The following is a 17,143-nucleotide window of genomic DNA, read 5'->3' as shown; positions in this document are numbered from 1 at the left end:
TGGCCGGGACGACTGCCCCTTAGAGGCTAAGGACAATCATCTCGAGAGCACGACTCAATTTCCCCATCAACATTGACGCTACCTCTTGTTCTGCGCATTACTGATCGATAACGTGCCGGGCGCCAGTATTTTCGTGAGCCTATCATGCGACTTAAATCGACACCGATCGTATCGGACAGCGCATCTGCCACCCCGATCAATATGCCGGAGTCACGCCAAATCTTGAAGCGTCGATGGCACGTAGTGTAAGCCGGAAAGCGGGGCGGCAGATCGCGCCACGGTGAGTCGGTGTACATAACCCACAGCAGACCGTTGAAGACGGCGCGCGCGTCGGTCGGCGGGCGTCCGCGAGATTTTTTTCGTTCGGTTAATTCTGGCAACAGGGGCACGATGCGCGTCCACTCCTGGTCAGTCACTTCGCGGAAGGTTGTCATCGAGAAGCACGCTCCTGATTAGACATTTCAGAAGTTATCGCACGCGGTTCAGCAGCGATATAGCAATAATTCGATTTTCGCAACGACCCTTAAAACACCGGGCATCGCGCGAGATTCTCAGATGCTCGAACGTTGAACCCGAGCGTCGGAAAAACAGGGCGAAAGCATGTTATGGATCATCCGATAGAAAGTTTCGGTCTCGCCAGAAATAGGCCTGGGGCGATGAACTGCTGCGACCAGGCGGCCAGAATAGACGCAAGAGTAGAGACCCTAGCGCGCAAAGCCCTCCGCCATGGAAAAAATCAACTCGATGGCTTGTTCGTAGGCAACCGAGTATCTAGCCGCTATCTGCGCCGTTTCCTGAGGGAGGGGCTGACCTTGATCCATGCTCCATTGAAACTGTGCTATGAACGCATCTCGCAGGTCATTTAGCGAGCCGTTTCGAGTCGCGCTCTTGTGATCTGCAAGGACCAGTGCATAAGCGGCAAGCTGTTGAAGGGCAAATAGCGTGGCACGGATTTCATTGTTCATATCGTCCATGGAAGTTCCTTCAGCGGCGGAAACGAATCGTTGCGACGACGATAGTCTTACTGGCGAATGCAGGAACCGTGGCCTGAATGCAAACGCAGTTGTCCAACCGCATGTACGGTTCCGATAAATCATTGGTGCGATCTCCGCTAACGTAAAGATCTGCTTGAAACCAAATTGACTCAGCAGGAACGAATATGCAGCTTCTATTCCGCTCTGAGCCGCGCCCGACACCTTTTTGAATACAGACGCCGGGCCAAGGATCTTAGCTAAGGTCGATTCTCCAAAGCCAATGATCTCCTGCTGAAACGGCTTGGCGCGCCAGTCGATAGCGGCAATCAGCCTACCCAGTTCTTCGTCGGAATTGCGCATTGTTTCCTCTATTGGCAGCTTGCCCCTTTCGCTATTCTTCCTCGGCTTCATAAGGAGATGATAGGAATTATTGAGACAGAACAAAGCCCCCCTATCAGGGAGGAATCAAGTTCGTTCGGCGGGGGGCACAACACACGACCGCAATCATCAAACCATGCCACGAGCTCAACCGACAATGAGCTTCAAGGCCCCTTGGAGCGGCCTTCGAGTCGCGGGACAGCGTCTTTCACTTAAACGGGGTCTGTAGGAACACAACTGTGCTTCGAGTTTCGCTGCGCAACGGCGAGCTATGCCTTTGCACTTCGTAAAGATGGTGAAGCGTGACTTCGTCGCCTTCATCCAAAGGCTTGAAGCAGCGACCGCGGGGTACAACCTCGCCGCGGCGTTTGACCTCCAAGACGAGCAGATCCAACGCCTTGTCCCTGATTTTGTTAAGCAAAGCTTAATCTCTCATGCAAGTCCCCCGAACAAAATAAGCGCTTGCCATTGACAATGTTTTAAATTTTCCCTATGTGCCTCAGCATGCAATTTGTATATAGTTCGACCCTGCAATATTTTTAGGATGCTAGGTCATGCTGACGAACACAACATTTCTCCAGCCACATATGTTCGCAACGGTCGATTCACTGACGGCTCGGGGAGGACGCGTTGCCACTGCAACGAGTGAAAGCAACATTTGGGGGAAAGAGATTGCGTGTGTCGGCGACATCGTTGCCTATCCCAATGGTGAGAAAGCCACGATTGTGGACGGCGTGTCCTTCCCGCTGATGTCTAGCTCAAAGTTAATTGCATTTGTAGGCAGCCTTCTCAGCAACGGTGACCGGATCGTGGAAATGGTGGAAGCTGTTTGACTGATATAGCCCAGGTGGCGAACGCCGTATAGACTGAAAAGACAAAAACCATCCGCTGTGGTCCTTGTCTGCGGTGGTTCCCCTTATTACAAGTGGCAGGGTTGTCCCGGATTTCGTGCAAACGGGTTTATGTCTAACCCGGTACCAGCCTTTCTTCAAACTGGATCGTGAAGCGGTTCAGAGCTGCCTTCCGGTCGCGGAACGGCATCGGCCGCTTCTTGCTGATGTTCAGTGGGAGGTAGAACAGCTGATGACGGTTTCTGGTAGTTGCCAGCAAGCCGTCCACCAGCTTGACGAGTTGAAGATCCGGTCACACGCGTTGCTTCCGTTTCGCTACGGTCATTGTGGCCCCTGTTAGGTACGATCTCCTGCCTAATGACCGCTTACATAAAGCTACTTCCACCGCTCGCAGCGAGCCCGAAGCTTGCCATGTGAGGCACGTCTGACTGAACACAAGCGACCTTTCGGATCCCCCCTCGGCATCACGCAGAATCGCCCGGCCCTGTGATCTGCCGCTCGATATACCGGCGCATTTCGAGCAAATCTTCAGCGATAACCGCTAATAGCGCTTTAACTTCCTCGCTCCACTCCTCATCAGCGTCAAGCAAGGTCCGCAATTCTTCACACACTTCAAACAGCATGGAAGGACCCAGTACCACTAGCCCTCCCGACAGTCGGTGTGCCCAGTCCTTTAGTTGGTACACGTCCTGTGTTTCCACAATGTTGCTGAGGTCGGCCAGATCGTGATCTACCTGCTCCATGAATACCTGGCAACAAGACTGCGGCACATGCGGAAAATGCGGGATGGGCGCCTCTGGAATCGGCTCATCACGCGGCGCGCGGTCGGGGCTCGGTACGGCGTCTAATATCGCAGCGAGAGCGGCTAGCGGCGTGGGCTTGCTCAGGTAGTCGATGAAACCTTGATCGCGGCCTTGCGCGACGTCTTCTGGACGAGCATTTGCGCTCACCGCGTACACCGGAAGCGACGGATATTTTTCCCGCGCGGCGCGCATCAGTTCATAGCCGTTCATAACCGGCATGTTGATATCGGCAAGCACTATGTCAACATGTTCCTTTTCTAACCGCGCAAGTGCTTCCCGGCCGTTCTCCGCCTCAATCACGTTCGCGCCGAGCGTGCGTAACTGATCACGTAGTACCCCCCGGTTAAGCAAGTTATCTTCAACAATGAGCACTTTCAGCAATCCAGAATGGTGCGTTTCCAGACGAATATTCGCGCATTCCGTAGTGCGCCCCGCATTCGCCGGTCGTGTACGCAACATCTGGGTGGCCGCCCGGATACTGGATACACTATAGATGCTAACCTCCACGCTGCCATCTTCGCGCATGACAGGCACCATTGGGCCATTCTGCGCAACCCACACTACGTTCGACAACGCGGCCCCGGCTTTCAACACGTCCTTTGGCGCAAACTCGTCAGTGGCAAGCAAATAGTCAAATGACCCGACCGGCAGCGGTTTGGAGGGAGCAGAAAGCAGGACTGGCTCACTCGTTTGCGGATCAAAAAGATTGATAAGCCATTCCTGATTTTCTATAGCTCGGCAAAGAATCGCGGGACGCCGTTCCGGTAGCGTCCACTCAAGCGCCCCGCTCCCGCGGTCATCACGCGTTCGTAGCGGCAATGTCACGTCAATGTGTGTACCGACACCGGCGCTACTTTCAAACCCGATGCGGCCCCCCATCAGCTTGCACAGGCGCGCACAGATTGACAGGCCAAGCCCGGTGCCGGGCGTTCGCGAGAGGCTTTGTCCCTCGCCCTGCGTGAAAGGTTGAAAAAGGCGCTCCTTCAGTTCGTCTGGAATGCCTTGGCCGGAATCCATCACGTGAATCTCAAGTGCTTCGTCAACCCAGTACACGCGAACCACAATCTTGCCAGAATTGGTGAACTTGAACGCGTTACTAAGCAGGTTGTTGAGGATTTGTGCAACCCGAATCTGATCGAACAGGGCCTCGAAAGGAACATTGCGATCAATGACAATGTAAAACTTCAGACCCTGTCTAAGCGCAAGCGGCACGTGTGCCAACACGATACGCTCAAGGAATTCCTTCACGGAATACCAGTTCTCTGTGAGCTGCAGCTCATCCAGGTCCATCCGCGAAAAATCCAGCACATCATTGACTACATGGAGCAGGCTTGTCGCGGACATCTGCATTGCATGCGTGCGGGCTTCCTGTTCTGGCGCGAGCGGACCGAGGGCGAGCAGTTCGAGGTTGCCGAGGAGCGAAGCGAGCGGCGTACGGATCTCGTGACTCATCGAGGCAAAAAAGCTCACCTTGGCTTTCGCTACTGCCTCACTCGTCAATTTCGCCTCTCGCAACAGCTGTTCAGCCTTATGTTGCTCGGTTACATCTGCTATCGCACAAAAGAGCACGCCTTCCCGATTCAGCACAGCACGCGCATATGTTATTTCAAGGTGGGCACTGCTTCCGTCGCTGCGAGCAATAGAGAAAAGAAACTGGGAAACCTGTGCCATGCCTTTGGGTAGCATGGGCTCCATGCTGCGCCGCGCAAACTCCTCGCACAGGCCTTCGGGAAAGCGGGCAGCCGAATCGGTGAGCCCAAGCACGTTGCGGGCGATCTGATTCGCCAGAATTATCTCGAGGTCATGCTGGCGCACGATGCCTAGGCCGACGGGGGTCGCGTGTACCAGCAAATAGTTCAGCAATTCGCCTTCCAGCGCACGGGAAGCGTCTGCATACGTACGCGTCAGGAATCGGTGGTTCCAGTAACGACTCACCGCTATCAACAGTCCGACTAGCAAGACCATCACGAAGATCACGATGGTGAGATCGGTGCGCATCAGGTAAATCTGTTCGCTCCAAGGCAACGCGAACATCAGATGGCCCACACCAAATGCTAGCGGGGGCAAAGACAAGCCCCAACCGTAATCTGGAAGCCAGTGAAAACGACCAGGTGACCGGTTAGCAATACGTGTGTTCATGACCCGTGCCGTTTCGGCAGGAATGTCGCCTACCAGCAGCGAACCATCGGCGCTTACCAGCGATGGCGTGAGGTTGAGCAGATCAGCCGCCGAAGTCAACATGAATTCAGACGGATCGATACTTGTCAGCACGATTGTTTGCGGCTGATCGCCTTTCCAGACCACCGTCGCGCCAAGCATCAGCTGCGGCTTAAGCCCAAGCGAGGGCAGCGCGGGAAACCAGATGATGCCGCGTCCGTTCTTATCGTCATGTGGCCCGAAGCCTCGCTGCTCCATCACGGTCAACACAGCATGAACGAGAAGTCCGGGAGCATAACCTGCATGCTGTGCGTTATTGGGCGGCGCACCGGCAACCAATTGGTAGCCGTACGCGGCGCTACCATCCACGACCATGAACTCTAGCGGTGGCGCAGTCCCCATGGTGGTAAGCAATTGCACTGCTTCATCGCAAATCAAGCGAAGCGAAGTTCGCTCCGGTTGCGCCGCAAAGACCGGAGTACATTGCGGGTGCGTCACATGTTCCGAAGGCGCGGTCAGGAGGTCTTGCTCGTGCAGTTCGAGCAAAAGCCTCGCAGTGGTCAGCATGCCATACCGTTGGATAAGCATGGCGTTGACCTCCTCGGCCGCCGCACGTGCAGCCTGTTCTTCAAACGAAAGCATGTTGGCAAGCCTGATTGCCAATATCACACTCGCGGCGCAGACGATCGAGAAGATGAGAAGTGATATCACCAGCAGGAAAACGCGACGCTCGCGCTTCAGACTGTTGTCAAGCGCCTGTAGGGAGCGTAGTTGAGAGTCTCGTGGGAGGGCGGCTTTGTGATTCATCAGCAACCATAACCGACAGGACGATGGTCCGCCCTGCAGGCGCCTTCCGGTAGCCGCTCGTCCAGCATTCCTGGAGCCCTTTCTTTGAGGACGGTGCCGGTTAAAACTCGGCGACGATGTTGCTTCGGAAAGCCTACGCAGCGCAGCCTGGAGAAAAAGCAGATTGCCGTCCTCCGGCACAAACCGGCGTCGCACACAGCAATCCATTTCATCAGGAACTCAGTCGCACCATAATCACATGGAATTTTCACTGGAGCGTTGAACGGCGCTGATTCAAAGTGTGCGTTGGCTGGGATGTCAAAGGCCAGCGCGGTCGTGGTCGAATCGACGGCGCAGGACAACCCACGCAGGTGGTGATCCGACAAGTCGATCCAGGCGTCCTGTTGTAGATTTTTCATCCTGCTGGGCACTCTTCAATGGCTGTAACGTACTGTCGATGTCAGCTTGCCGCGTACGCAAGCTGGGCAATTCGGACACGATTGAAATCATTTGAATCGGCACAGGAAGGCAATTCCTTCTTTCTTCCAACTCAAGCAAAGATAAAATCGATACAACTGCATTTCTTCTTGGTAAGCAGACTTCATGGTGGAGCGGGCTTCATCAACCTGCGATGCATTGAGCTACACGATCACTTGATCTATCTAACTTGGCCACCGTGGCGGGCTTCCCTATATCATCGAGGCGGTACCCATGCGTATAAATCGCAGTTAGACGTACGCCGTTTTCCGGACTCAGCAACAGTTTTCGGCGAAGACGGTAGATATGCGTATCTACTGTGCGAGATGAGCTATCCAGCTCTCTACCCCACGCCAACTTCGCCAGGATGTCTCGTGAAACGACCCGACCCACATTGTTGAAAAGGTAGGCTATGATGTCGAATTCCTTCTCCGTCAGCTTAACGGCTCTACCTTCGACAGAAATTCTCCGCTGAGCGGCGTCGAGACTGTATGCACCGATAGTCTTCGAGTGAGAGGCCACGGAGTTTCGCTGGGCCTCAAGCAGAAGTGCGCTTACTCTCGTACCAAGTTCGGCCGGACTGAATGGCTTTAATACATAATCATTAGCTCCTGCTTCGAGCGCATGAACAATGTCGACCTCGAAAAGCTGACTCGTTAGAAACAGGACGGGCAGTTCGTTTCCAAAATTCGAACGTATCCGACGCAATACATCCAGTGCTTTCATACCTGATAATTGCCAGTCAAGGATGACCAGGTCAATTGGTTCGCATTCCAAAAATTTAACTGCATTTTCGCCACGGCCTACCTGAATTACATCCTTTCCGAGCGAATGAAGTACTCTTTCAATTACATCGACTCGTGCCGGCTCGGCGTCTACCAGCAGGATACTCATAATCTTCTGCTCCTTCCTGGAACCAAAGTTATTAAGAAATTCCCAACGGAGGCGTATTAGCGCGTTGTTCACTTCTGTAGTAGAGGAAAATTCATTGCCGCAACCGGCGTGATGAGGTACTTCCGCGGCCCACCCAACCCATGGCAATAAGACGCCTGCGAAAACACCAACGGACTTCTGCGCCTTTCCCTGCCCAAAAGCACAGATCTTTCGGCCTGTCAGGACCAGCTCGGCGCCATAGGCGGTGGCTGAACTCGCGCCACTCACGCCTTCCAATCGCCAACCGAGGTCTTCGCCACGTCCCTTGTCTCAGCATGTCAACCTCCGAGAGTTTCCTAATGCAACCCCCACCGTTAAACTTCACGCTAGAAACCGCCGCATGCCGTGACATGACGTCGTAGATAGAGAGTACTAAGTGTCAAACATTAATAAGCCCCCCAGTCGGGGAGGACACTAGCCATTTGATTGGGGGGTTTGTCGCGCTAACAATCGCAAGGTAAGATCAGCGGCAGACAAAGGGCACGCCGTATCGCGAAGAGGAACATTGAACGCAGGAAGTGGGGTCGCTGGTTTGAAAAATATCATGAAGCGCCTGTACGATCCGATGGTATGCAGCCTGTTCACCGGGTCTTCGCGATCGATCGTCCGAACGCCGAGTCATCGAGCGGCTTTCGTTGCCTGACAATCGCTGCGCTCGCGTTCTAGCGGTTGCCGATCGTGGCTTGCGTTGCGCGGCAGCTTCTGCCACGAAAGCATGGGAGGTACGATATGAACAACAACTGATCAACTCGGATGTATAATTTCGGATAACGAAATACAACAACTTTGCAGAGGGTAGGTTATGGCGAGAGCACTGGCGTATGATTCCATACCAGTTTCTTCTCTCGGCCTGAAAGCCGGTTGTGGTCTTAGCGGCGCGGCACGGTCCTTGATGTCTGTCCGCAAAATTCATGCTCGTTTTGACGGAGTTTAATGATGGATATTAGCCCTCCTTTTGGTTACCGGGATATCAAGGCACTCAATCGTATCGACTACGTACGCTTTTCAGCCCCGGGAGAAGTGCCACCGTTCGTGAAGGATACGGCCATCGTGCCACTTAGCATCGGCGAGATGATGGCGGCAGCATGGCATTACCCGCTGGTATTTGTGCAAGAGTCCCTGAATGATCGCGTTGGCCTGGTCGCCATGTTGGGTCTTGCTACAGGAGAGAACCTGTTTTATACCGCCTCGGGTTGGAAGACGGATGCGTACCAGCCAGCCTATATCCGGCGTTTTCCATTCTGCATGGCAAAGGTATCCGCCAACGAACAGGCCGATCCTAACCGGCTGGTGTGTGTCGAGAAAGACTATGTCGTCGGCGAAGCGAGAGACGGCTACCGGCGACTCTTTGATGACGATGGCAAGGCAACTCAGGAATGGCAGAAGGTTGAAACGTTTCTGCGCGAATACGAAGCGGACCTCGAAAGGACTAACGCTTTTTGCAGGCGTCTAGTTGAACTGAAACTACTTGATCCCTTAACAGCCACGTTCACGCAAGCGGATAAGAAAAGCTGGAACGTGTCGGGCTTTTTTGGCATCAACGAAGGCAGGCTCGCCCAACTTGGAGAAGAGACTGTGATGGAATGGCACCGAAACGGCTGGCTGTCCCGAGCTTATTTGCACCTCTTTTCGCTGCAACGTATGCAGAGGCTGCTCCACGATAAGCTGGAGTTGTCTGCGGCCACCAGCTAAGGTTTGCAGCGACAGGACTGACTTCTTGCCGATGTAATCGGCAATATCTCCTGGCGCGGCAGGTTGCCGATCGAAATCAGGGCAGTCTGTGGCACGGAGCAAAGCAATGCGACAATGCAAGACGCTTCAGCATCGGACGATTGGCGTATTCGCGGCGCTCCTGCTTATGGCAGCATGAACAGCGCAAATGGTGGCGTCAGCGCAGGCGATAGATGCAGCCGCATTCACGGGAGTGAACAGCGTGCACTCTAACCTTCGCAACTCGATGCCCTCATTAAGCCGCCTGGTCTGCGAGACAGGCCACAACGCGTCCCGCCGTTGAGAAGGAATGATCTCGATAGATCCGTTTGCAAGGTCTCTGCAAGCGCTCGCACCCACTGGCGAGATATGGGTGGAGAGGGTTGGCGTGAACGGGACGATCCACTGCACGACGCCGGCTTGCACATGTTCGGGCACCCGGCGGTAATGCAAGAACTGGCGAGCGCATCGGCGCTGTCTCCGCGGCGCCAGCGAGCGGTGTTCGCGGGACCGACACGCCTGCCACCTAGCCTCCCGAGCTCGACCAAATGGCCTTCATTATGTTCTCTCTCCGCCACGTTCCGATGCGCTCCGAGGCGTTCGTTTTCGATCCGCCCTCAAGGAGGCAGCTTGCATCGGAATTCGCGGAGAGTGCGCGCCAGAAGAGCGCTGAAAGTGCTGCCCATAACCCGAAAGATTCTGCACCCCGCGGCGCATCGTTGACAACACCCAGCAACCCGATCCCACGCCCCCACCAAACATCACCGGCGGGGGCGTGGTGCTTCAGGCCGAAGCCAGATCGAAGCGGTCCAGATTCATCACCTTCACCCATGCAGCGACGAAGTCGCGCACGAACTTCTCCTGACCGTCCGCGCTTGCGTAGACCTCGCCCAGCGCACGCAATACAGAGTGGGAACCGAAAACCAGATCCACGCGCGTGCCCGTCCACTTCGCCTCGCCGGTTGCGCGATCGCTTGCCTGGAACAGGTCATTCGCCTCGGACTGCGGCTTCCATTGCGTGCCAATGTCAAGCAGATTGCGGAAGAAGTCGTTGCTCAGCACGCCCGGACGATCCGTGAACACCCCATGAGCTTCCTTGCCCGCCTGAACACCCAACACACGTAAGCCACCGACCAGCGCGGTCATTTCCGGTGCAGTGAGCGTGAGGAGTTGCGCCTTGTCGATCAGCAACGCTTCAGCCGATGCAGGGAACTTGCGCTGGAGGTAGTTGCGGAAGCCGTCCGCCAATGGTTCGAGCGCGCCAACCGATTCCACGTCGGTCTGTTCCTGCGATGCGTCCATGCGGCCCGGCGCGAACGGCACCGTCACCTTGTGCCCGCTCTTCTCCGCGGCCTGCTCGACGCCCACGCCGCCCGCAAGCACGATCAGATCGGCAAGCGACACCTTCTTGCCGCCCGACTGCGCACCATTGAACTCGCTCTGAATGCCTTCGAGCGTCTTGAGCACCTTGGCGAGCTGTTCCGGCTGGTTGACCGCCCAGTCTTTCTGCGGCGCGAGACGAATGCGCGCGCCGTTCGCGCCACCGCGCTTGTCCGAGCCACGGAAAGTGGAGGCCGACGCCCACGCGGTCGATACCAGTTCAGCAACCGAAAGCCCCGAAGCCGCGATCTTCTGCTTGAGCGCGGCGACGTCAGCGTCGCTGACGAGAGGATGGTCGACGGACGGAATCGGGTCCTGCCAGACCAGTTCCTCACTGGGGACTTCAGGACCGAGGTAACGCGCACGCGGACCCATGTCGCGGTGCGTCAGCTTGAACCAGGCGCGTGCAAAGGCGTCGGCAAACTCGTCGGGGTGATCCATGAAGCGGCGCGAGATCTTCTCGTACACCGGGTCGAGCCGCAGCGACAGGTCCGTGGTCAGCATCGTCGGGCGGATTTTCTTCGACGGGTCGTGCGCATGCGGAATCGTCTCGCCGCCATTTTTAGCGACCCACTGATTCGCGCCTGCCGGACTTTTCGTCAGTTCCCATTCGAGGCCGAACAGGTTCTGGAAGAAGCCCATGCCCCACTGCGTCGGCGTGCTGCTCCACGTCACTTCCAGACCGCTCGTGATGGTGTCGGCGCCCCTGCCGCTGCCGAAGCTGTTCGTCCAGCCAAGACCCTGATGCTCGAGGCCGGCCGATTCAGGCTCGGCGCCGACGTTGTCGGCAGGACCGGCGCCGTGTGTCTTGCCGAAGGTGTGACCACCGGCGATCAGTGCGACGGTTTCCTCGTCGTTCATCGCCATCCGCCCGAAGGTCTCGCGGATATCATGCGCTGCCGCAAGCGGGTCGGGGTTGCCGTCCGGGCCTTCCGGGTTCACGTAGATCAGGCCCATTTGCACTGCACCAAGCGGGTTCTCCAGATTACGCCCGGCGTCGGTGCGGCTTTGTTCGGCGCCGTGGAGTTCTTCGTCTGCGACGATCACGCCTTCGTTGTCGTCTTCGTTGCCGGCTGCGCCCTTGCCGTAGCGGACGTCGCCACCCAGCCAGGTTTTTTCGTTGCCCCAGTAGACGTCCTGATCCGGCTCCCACGTGTCTTCGCGACCGCCGCCGAAGCCGAAGGTCTTGAAGCCCATGGTTTCCAGTGCGACGTTGCCGGTGAGGACCAGCAGGTCGGCCCAGGAAATCTTTTGGCCGTATTTTTGCTTGATTGGCCAGAGTAGACGGCGGGCCTTGTCGAGGCTCACGTTGTCCGGCCAGCTGTTGAGCGGCGCGAAACGCTGCTGGCCGCGTCCAGCGCCGCCACGGCCGTCACCGATGCGATAGGTGCCGGCACTGTGCCATGCCATACGGATGAAAAGCGGACCGTAGTGGCCGAAGTCGGCCGGCCACCAGTCCTGCGAGTCGGTCATGAGCGCGGCGAGATCTTTCTTGACAGCCGCGAGATCGAGCGTTTTGAAAGCTTCGGCGTAGTTGAAGTCCGGATCCAGCGGATTGGACTTGCTGGAGTGCTGGCTCAGCAAATCCAGCCTCAGCTGTTCCGGCCACCAGTCACGGTTCGTCGTGCCGCCACCGGCGGCGTGTTGGAACGGACACTTCCCTTTGTCAGACATGGATATCCTCCTGAAGGTCTACAAATTATGCTCTTTCGTCGTCCAATCACCCAGACCTCGGTAGTGCACAGGTGATAAAGGAATAATGTAGAGGATTGCGGCAACCGCCAATCGTTAAAGTTGATCGGGCCGTTAGATAAACTTGATCGGCGTGTTAGAAACCGCCAATCGCGATTGTGGTACATGGTCTGGCAGTTCTGCACTGACGGGTGTGCACACAAGCTGAAGTTGTCTAAACTGCGGGCCCGGCGGTTTGAATCGTCGCCGATGCGGAACGTATGTGGTGCGCAAGTTGTTTGCGGCTTGCGCGTAAGCCGCGCGCCAGCAAACCTTCAGCACGATTCATCAGGCCTTCAGCCGATTTGAATTGACGAATGTGTCACGCGCGTGGCGCCGCAAAAACATGAACCCGTCGACGGCGCGCGCGTGGAAGACGTCGCGCCGCTCGGTGCCGGTCGCGTCGAGAATCGCACTCGCGAAATTTCCCCGAAAACACTTTTCCAGTTCGAGCAAGCGAAGGTCGCCAGCGCGACCGTCACACTGGAGCTTCTTACTGGTTATGTTTTCAAAGTCGGCGCGCGTGCCGAGCCTGACACCGTGAACGGACAGATAACGCCCGCTGCTCGATACCGCGATGCTGATGAGATCCAACCCTGCGCAAATCAGGCTCTGTGCGAAGCCGCCATTATCATCACTCAGTGCAACGCGTCACGTTGCGCAAGCGGCTTGAACAAACGGCGCCATGCGATGCTGACAAGAATCGTCGCGCATCCCCCGAACACGACTGAGCCAACCACGCCGAACGCCGTGGCCGTTACACCCGATTCGAACTCCCCGAGCTGGTTGCTCGCGCCAATGAACAACGTGTTCACGGCGGAGACTCGTCCGCGCATCCGATCAGGCGTCTCCAACTGAACAAGCGTCTGCCGCACGACGACGCTGATCGTATCGGCACCACCGGCGATCGCCAGCAATACCAACGACACTGGAAACGATCGGGAGAGCCCGAAGCCAATGATGCAGATACCGTATACGGCCACAGCCGTCAGCAGTTTCTTGCCGACCCCGCGCCGAATGGCATGCCGCGACAGAACGAGGCCGACGCAAAGTGCCCCAATGGCCGGCGCAGAGCGCATCAATCCCAGACCTTGCGGCCCGACATGCAGAATCTCTCGCGCGTAGACAGGCAACAGAGCAGTGGCGCCTCCGAACAGAACAGCGAACAGGTCGAGCGAAATGCCGCCGAGCAGCAGGGGGTTGCTCCACACGAAGCGCAAACCGGCGAGGATCGTGCCTGCCGTGACGGGCTCGCGCGGCGCTGGTACGTAGTCGTAACGCACGAATGCGCACATCAAGGCGCTCACGCAGAAAAGCACGGCGCAAGTCAGGTAGACGGCATTGACTCCAATCGCGAACAACAGGCCGCCCAGTGCGGGTCCGGCGACCACGCATATTTGCTGGACCACCGTGCTGAGCGCCATCGCTCGTGCCAGCAGTTTCTGCGGAACGAGCATGGGCAACAGCGCCTGCTGCCCCGACATCTGGAATGGCCGGATAGCGCCGAGGATGAGCGAGAGCCCGAGCAGCACGTCGCGCGTCACAACGTGCGTGACGGTCGCTACGACGAGCAGTGCGGCCGTGACGGCTTGGGCCGCAAGACACGCCGCGACGATCCGGCCACGATGCATGCGATCGGCACAGTGCCCTGCGACAAAGGTCGTGGCAAGCCCGGGCATGAACTGAAAGAGCCCAACGAGGCCGAGATCCCATGCACTGGAGGTCAGGTCATACATGTGCCAGCTGACTGCAAGCAATATCATCTGCTGGGCAGTGATGGAGCCGACCCGCGCGGTCATGAACCGCCTGAATGACGCACGGCTCAGCAAGGCTGACATGCCCGCGTCCGCGTCCATCGCGGGTAACGATGAATCAGATACGCGCGTCATGCCGGAGTTCGCGCCAATGCTTTACGTGCCGCGGTATGCAGGTGTGGGGGAATATGCATATTTATCTTTGGCGACATGGCGCCCATTGAAGCTCGGAGACGGCATTGCCGAGACTTTCCCAAGCGCGCATTCATTCGGATAGCGAATAACTGTGAAACACGCACAAGCAGGTCGCAGTGTCGCGCCGCAGGGTAATGCACAAGCAGCATCCCGCGTCACGAAATCAGGTCTCCCCGGGCGCGGGATGAGCTATCAGCTCTTGGGCTCGAGCGCGTGCAGCGTCATGGCGAGCGATACCGAGGTGAAATAGCCTACGGTAATCAGCAACTCGGCAATCACCGCGCGGCCAAGCTCGGTTTCGTAGCGGGCGAAACGCGCGTCGTCGATCGCGCCTCCTGCGAGAATGTCGCCGACGGCTTCGCAAACCGCACCAAAACGCCCGCCGACCGATTCGGGGCGCCGCTTTTCGATAATGGCGGCGACCACGGCGTCGGGAACGCCGGCTTTCAGCGCATGGCGACGGTGGTTGACGATCACATAGGGTGCATTCCAGAAGACCGCCGTCGAAAGGATCGCCACCTCGGTCTCCGCTTCGCTGAGCACCGGCGAGCGATCGACATGGGTGCCGATGATCTCCATGCCTTCGGCCAACTGCGGATTGTGCAGCCAGATATTGAACGGCGTCGGAATACGCCCTCGCCCTTCGCCGAGCCGCGAGATCACTTTCTGCTGCTCGTCGGTGGCTTTCTCCGGGTCGATACGTTCGAGTCGATTGTCCATCATGCTTTCTCCTTCCAATGAAACGATGCCGCAACAGGACTCGCATGGGCATACGCTTCATACCAATCGACTCCTGCTCGGGAAACTAACTTCGTGTCGGCCTGACAGCGGCGGACAGGCTCCGCGCTCTACTCGAGCATCGCGACTCGCAGCGACATCGTCATGCGCCGCCGACTGCCAGCATGGGGAACCACTGACCGATGAGACTACTCGGCCACGATATGTGGATGATCTGATCGAATATCCCGTAGATAAGCGCAGTCACGCACAGCGCGAGGATTACGCTGAGCCGCCACGACTCGCGCCCCTCGACGCGCATGAAAGCCACGATCATCAGCGGGACCGTTGGGATCATGCCGATCAGCGCCATGCAGGCGAGAAACGCGAGGAACCAGCCGAAGAACCTTGCTGCCCGCAGCAAAGTGGTCGTGTTTGAGAGGGTTCCGTCCTCATTGCTCGCGACATCCATGTGGATACCGCCGCCATGCGCCATCCCGGCGGGTGGCGGCGCAACGAAGACCTTGTTCGCGAGACTGATCGCCCCGGCAATGACGAGGATGCTTGCCACGACTGTCGGCCCAATCCTCGCCATGAAAAGCCAGCCCTGCGCGGTCACCAGCATGTAAATCCCTATGCCGATGAAGAACAGATACGTGAGATCTTCGGGTTTAATTGCGATCGTCCCGCTCGGTTTGAGCCGGGCAAGGCCGCCCCTTCGTAACAGTTTGAACAGCGGGTTGAGAAAGATCAGCGCGGCGAGTGCAAGAAGAACCATGACGCCAGGCCGCAGCAGCCAGTCCGTGCCATATCGCATGAAGGAGATCGTCATGTAACGTTCCATCAGCACGCCAAGCACCAGACCGAGGATCAGCGGTGGACGCGTCCACTTCAAACGCTTCATGGTCCAGCCGATTACCCCGGCAATCAGCAGCACGAACAGATCGCCCCAACTCCGCGAACCCTGGAACGCGCCGACGTAGATGATCGGCATGATGACCGGCAGAATGAGCGTATAGCGCAGCGTCGAGATCCTCGCAAATTGCCCGCTAAGCAGGAAGCACAAGCCCGCGCCGAAGATATTGGCCAGAGCGATCGACCAGACCATCGAATAGGTCAGGTCCAGATGCTTGGTCAACATGTCGGGGCCGGGTATGAACCCATGCACCATCATTGCACCGAGCAAAATTGCCTGCGCTGCGCCGCCGGGAACACCGAAAGCGAGCATTGGCACGAGGCTGCCGCCTTCTCTCGCGTTGTTGGCAGCCTCCGGGGCAATGACGCCGCGTACGTCGCCTGTGGTAAAGGATTCTTTGGCGCCCTTCGCCGTTTGCATCGCATGACCATAGGCGATCCAGTCAGTCACCGCGCCGGTAATGCCGGGAATCGCACCGAGGAGCGCCCCCAACCCGCCGCAGCGCAGTACCAGGAACCAGTTTCGCAGCGTGTCGGCAACGCCCTGCCGCATTCCAACGCGCGAACTGAACTGCATATTCTCGGCGATCGCCGTACGTCGAATAGCGAGTTCACACAGTTCGGGCAGCGCGAAGATGCCAAGAATGATCGGCACCAATGGAATTCCATCTTGCAGATAAAGAAGATCACCCGTCCAGCGCATTTGCCCCGTTTCGACATTCGTGCCGACCATGCCGACGAGAATGCCGAAACACGCTGCGACGATGCCTTTCAGTGGCGCATTACCCGATAGCGACGACACCATCGAGACACCGAAGATAGTCAGCCCCAACATCTCGGGGGTGGCAATGGAGAGAACAAATGGCCGTACCAGCGGCAACGAGACCGCAAGGATGACTGCTCCGATCAGCCCGCCGAAAAGCGAGGACGTGTAGCACGCGCTCAGGGCGCGAGAAGCTTCACCGCGTTTGGTCATCGGCAGACCGTCCAGTACGGTCGCCTGCGAGGCCGCGTGACCCGGCACGCCAAACAGCACGGCCGGGATCACGTCCGAAGTCGTGATGACCGAAGCCATGCCGAGCAACATCGCAAAGGCTGCATAGGGATCCATCGTGTAGGTGAACGGCACCAGTAAAGCAAAGCCGGTCAGGCCGCCAATACCGGGCAACAGTCCGATTGCCAGCCCCACCACGACGCCGAAACAGAGAAAGATAAGACGGTGGAACTGCAAGAGCGTCGACAGCGCATGACCTGCCGCCAGCAACGTTGCATCGTTGAAAAATTCCATGAGTCATCCAGATGAGCGAGCAAGCTCAGCAAGCCCGCTTTAAAAGCCAGCCGAGGGCGAAGATGCGCGCATCGTAGCAAATAGCGCAGCTTCC

11 protein-coding genes are annotated in these 17,143 nt (G+C 57.4%); 2 read left to right on the top strand and 9 right to left on the bottom strand.

The genetic code is table 11. The features are described from left to right. Nucleotides 1–26: 26 nt before the first annotated feature. Nucleotides 27–434, bottom strand: coding sequence for a transposase (locus CIC12_RS18305; RefSeq protein WP_168665624.1), 408 nt, complete (start codon nucleotides 432–434; stop codon nucleotides 27–29). Between the two features lie 270 nt (nucleotides 435–704). Next, nucleotides 705–1,334 carry a hypothetical protein gene (locus CIC12_RS18300; RefSeq protein WP_168665622.1) on the bottom strand — a complete coding sequence of 210 codons (630 nt, stop codon included), beginning with the start codon at nucleotides 1,332–1,334 and terminating at the stop codon, nucleotides 705–707. Nucleotides 1,335–1,906: 572 nt separating this feature from the next. Here CIC12_RS18300 and CIC12_RS18295 point away from each other — a divergent pair. After that, a complete protein-coding gene (locus CIC12_RS18295) occupies nucleotides 1,907–2,185 on the top strand; it encodes a PAAR domain-containing protein (protein WP_121324500.1) in 279 nt (92 codons plus the stop codon). 482 nt (nucleotides 2,186–2,667) lie between these two features. Here CIC12_RS18295 and CIC12_RS18290 read toward each other — a convergent pair whose 3' ends face one another. The 3 genes from CIC12_RS18290 to CIC12_RS18280 all read right to left on the bottom strand — a co-directional run bounded on the left by CIC12_RS18290 (nucleotide 2,668) and on the right by CIC12_RS18280 (nucleotide 7,320). Continuing rightward, nucleotides 2,668–5,970 (bottom strand): hybrid sensor histidine kinase/response regulator, encoded by a 3,303-nt coding sequence (locus CIC12_RS18290; protein WP_168665620.1) that lies wholly within the window; start codon nucleotides 5,968–5,970, stop codon nucleotides 2,668–2,670. Further along, on the bottom strand, nucleotides 5,970–6,368 hold the full coding sequence (locus CIC12_RS18285; protein ID WP_168665618.1) for a hypothetical protein: 399 nt from the start codon (nucleotides 6,366–6,368) through the stop codon (nucleotides 5,970–5,972). Before CIC12_RS18285 ends, CIC12_RS18290 begins: the two co-directional genes overlap by 1 nt. Nucleotides 6,369–6,570: 202 nt before the next feature. Further along, nucleotides 6,571–7,320 carry a response regulator transcription factor gene (locus CIC12_RS18280; protein WP_168665616.1) on the bottom strand — a complete coding sequence of 250 codons (750 nt, stop codon included), beginning with the start codon at nucleotides 7,318–7,320 and terminating at the stop codon, nucleotides 6,571–6,573. A gap of 972 nt (nucleotides 7,321–8,292) precedes the next feature. Here CIC12_RS18280 and CIC12_RS18275 point away from each other — a divergent pair. Beyond that, nucleotides 8,293–9,051, top strand: coding sequence for a SapC family protein (locus CIC12_RS18275; protein WP_238812700.1), 759 nt, complete (start codon nucleotides 8,293–8,295; stop codon nucleotides 9,049–9,051). A gap of 801 nt (nucleotides 9,052–9,852) precedes the next feature. Here CIC12_RS18275 and katG read toward each other — a convergent pair. From katG to CIC12_RS18255, 4 genes are all read right to left on the bottom strand, one after another. Next, the gene (katG, locus tag CIC12_RS18270; protein ID WP_168665612.1) at nucleotides 9,853–12,123 is read right to left on the bottom strand and encodes a catalase/peroxidase HPI; all 2,271 of its coding nucleotides are present in this window, start codon (nucleotides 12,121–12,123) and stop codon (nucleotides 9,853–9,855) included. 695 nt (nucleotides 12,124–12,818) lie between these two features. Further along, nucleotides 12,819–14,018, bottom strand: a complete 1,200-nt coding sequence (locus CIC12_RS18265) for an MFS transporter (protein WP_168665657.1) — start codon at nucleotides 14,016–14,018, stop codon at nucleotides 12,819–12,821. A gap of 303 nt (nucleotides 14,019–14,321) precedes the next feature. Continuing rightward, nucleotides 14,322–14,852, bottom strand: coding sequence for a carboxymuconolactone decarboxylase (locus CIC12_RS18260; protein ID WP_168665610.1), 531 nt, complete (start codon nucleotides 14,850–14,852; stop codon nucleotides 14,322–14,324). 157 nt (nucleotides 14,853–15,009) lie between these two features. After that, on the bottom strand, nucleotides 15,010–17,049 hold the full coding sequence (locus CIC12_RS18255; protein ID WP_168665608.1) for a tripartite tricarboxylate transporter permease: 2,040 nt from the start codon (nucleotides 17,047–17,049) through the stop codon (nucleotides 15,010–15,012). Nucleotides 17,050–17,143: the final 94 nt, after the last annotated feature.

Origin of the sequence: Paraburkholderia sp. SG-MS1, from assembly GCF_012275575.1 — a bacterium.
GTDB lineage: Bacteria > Pseudomonadota > Gammaproteobacteria > Burkholderiales > Burkholderiaceae > Paraburkholderia.
Note: the sequence above shows the minus strand (reverse complement) of the source record. Positions and strands in the feature narration are given on the sequence as shown.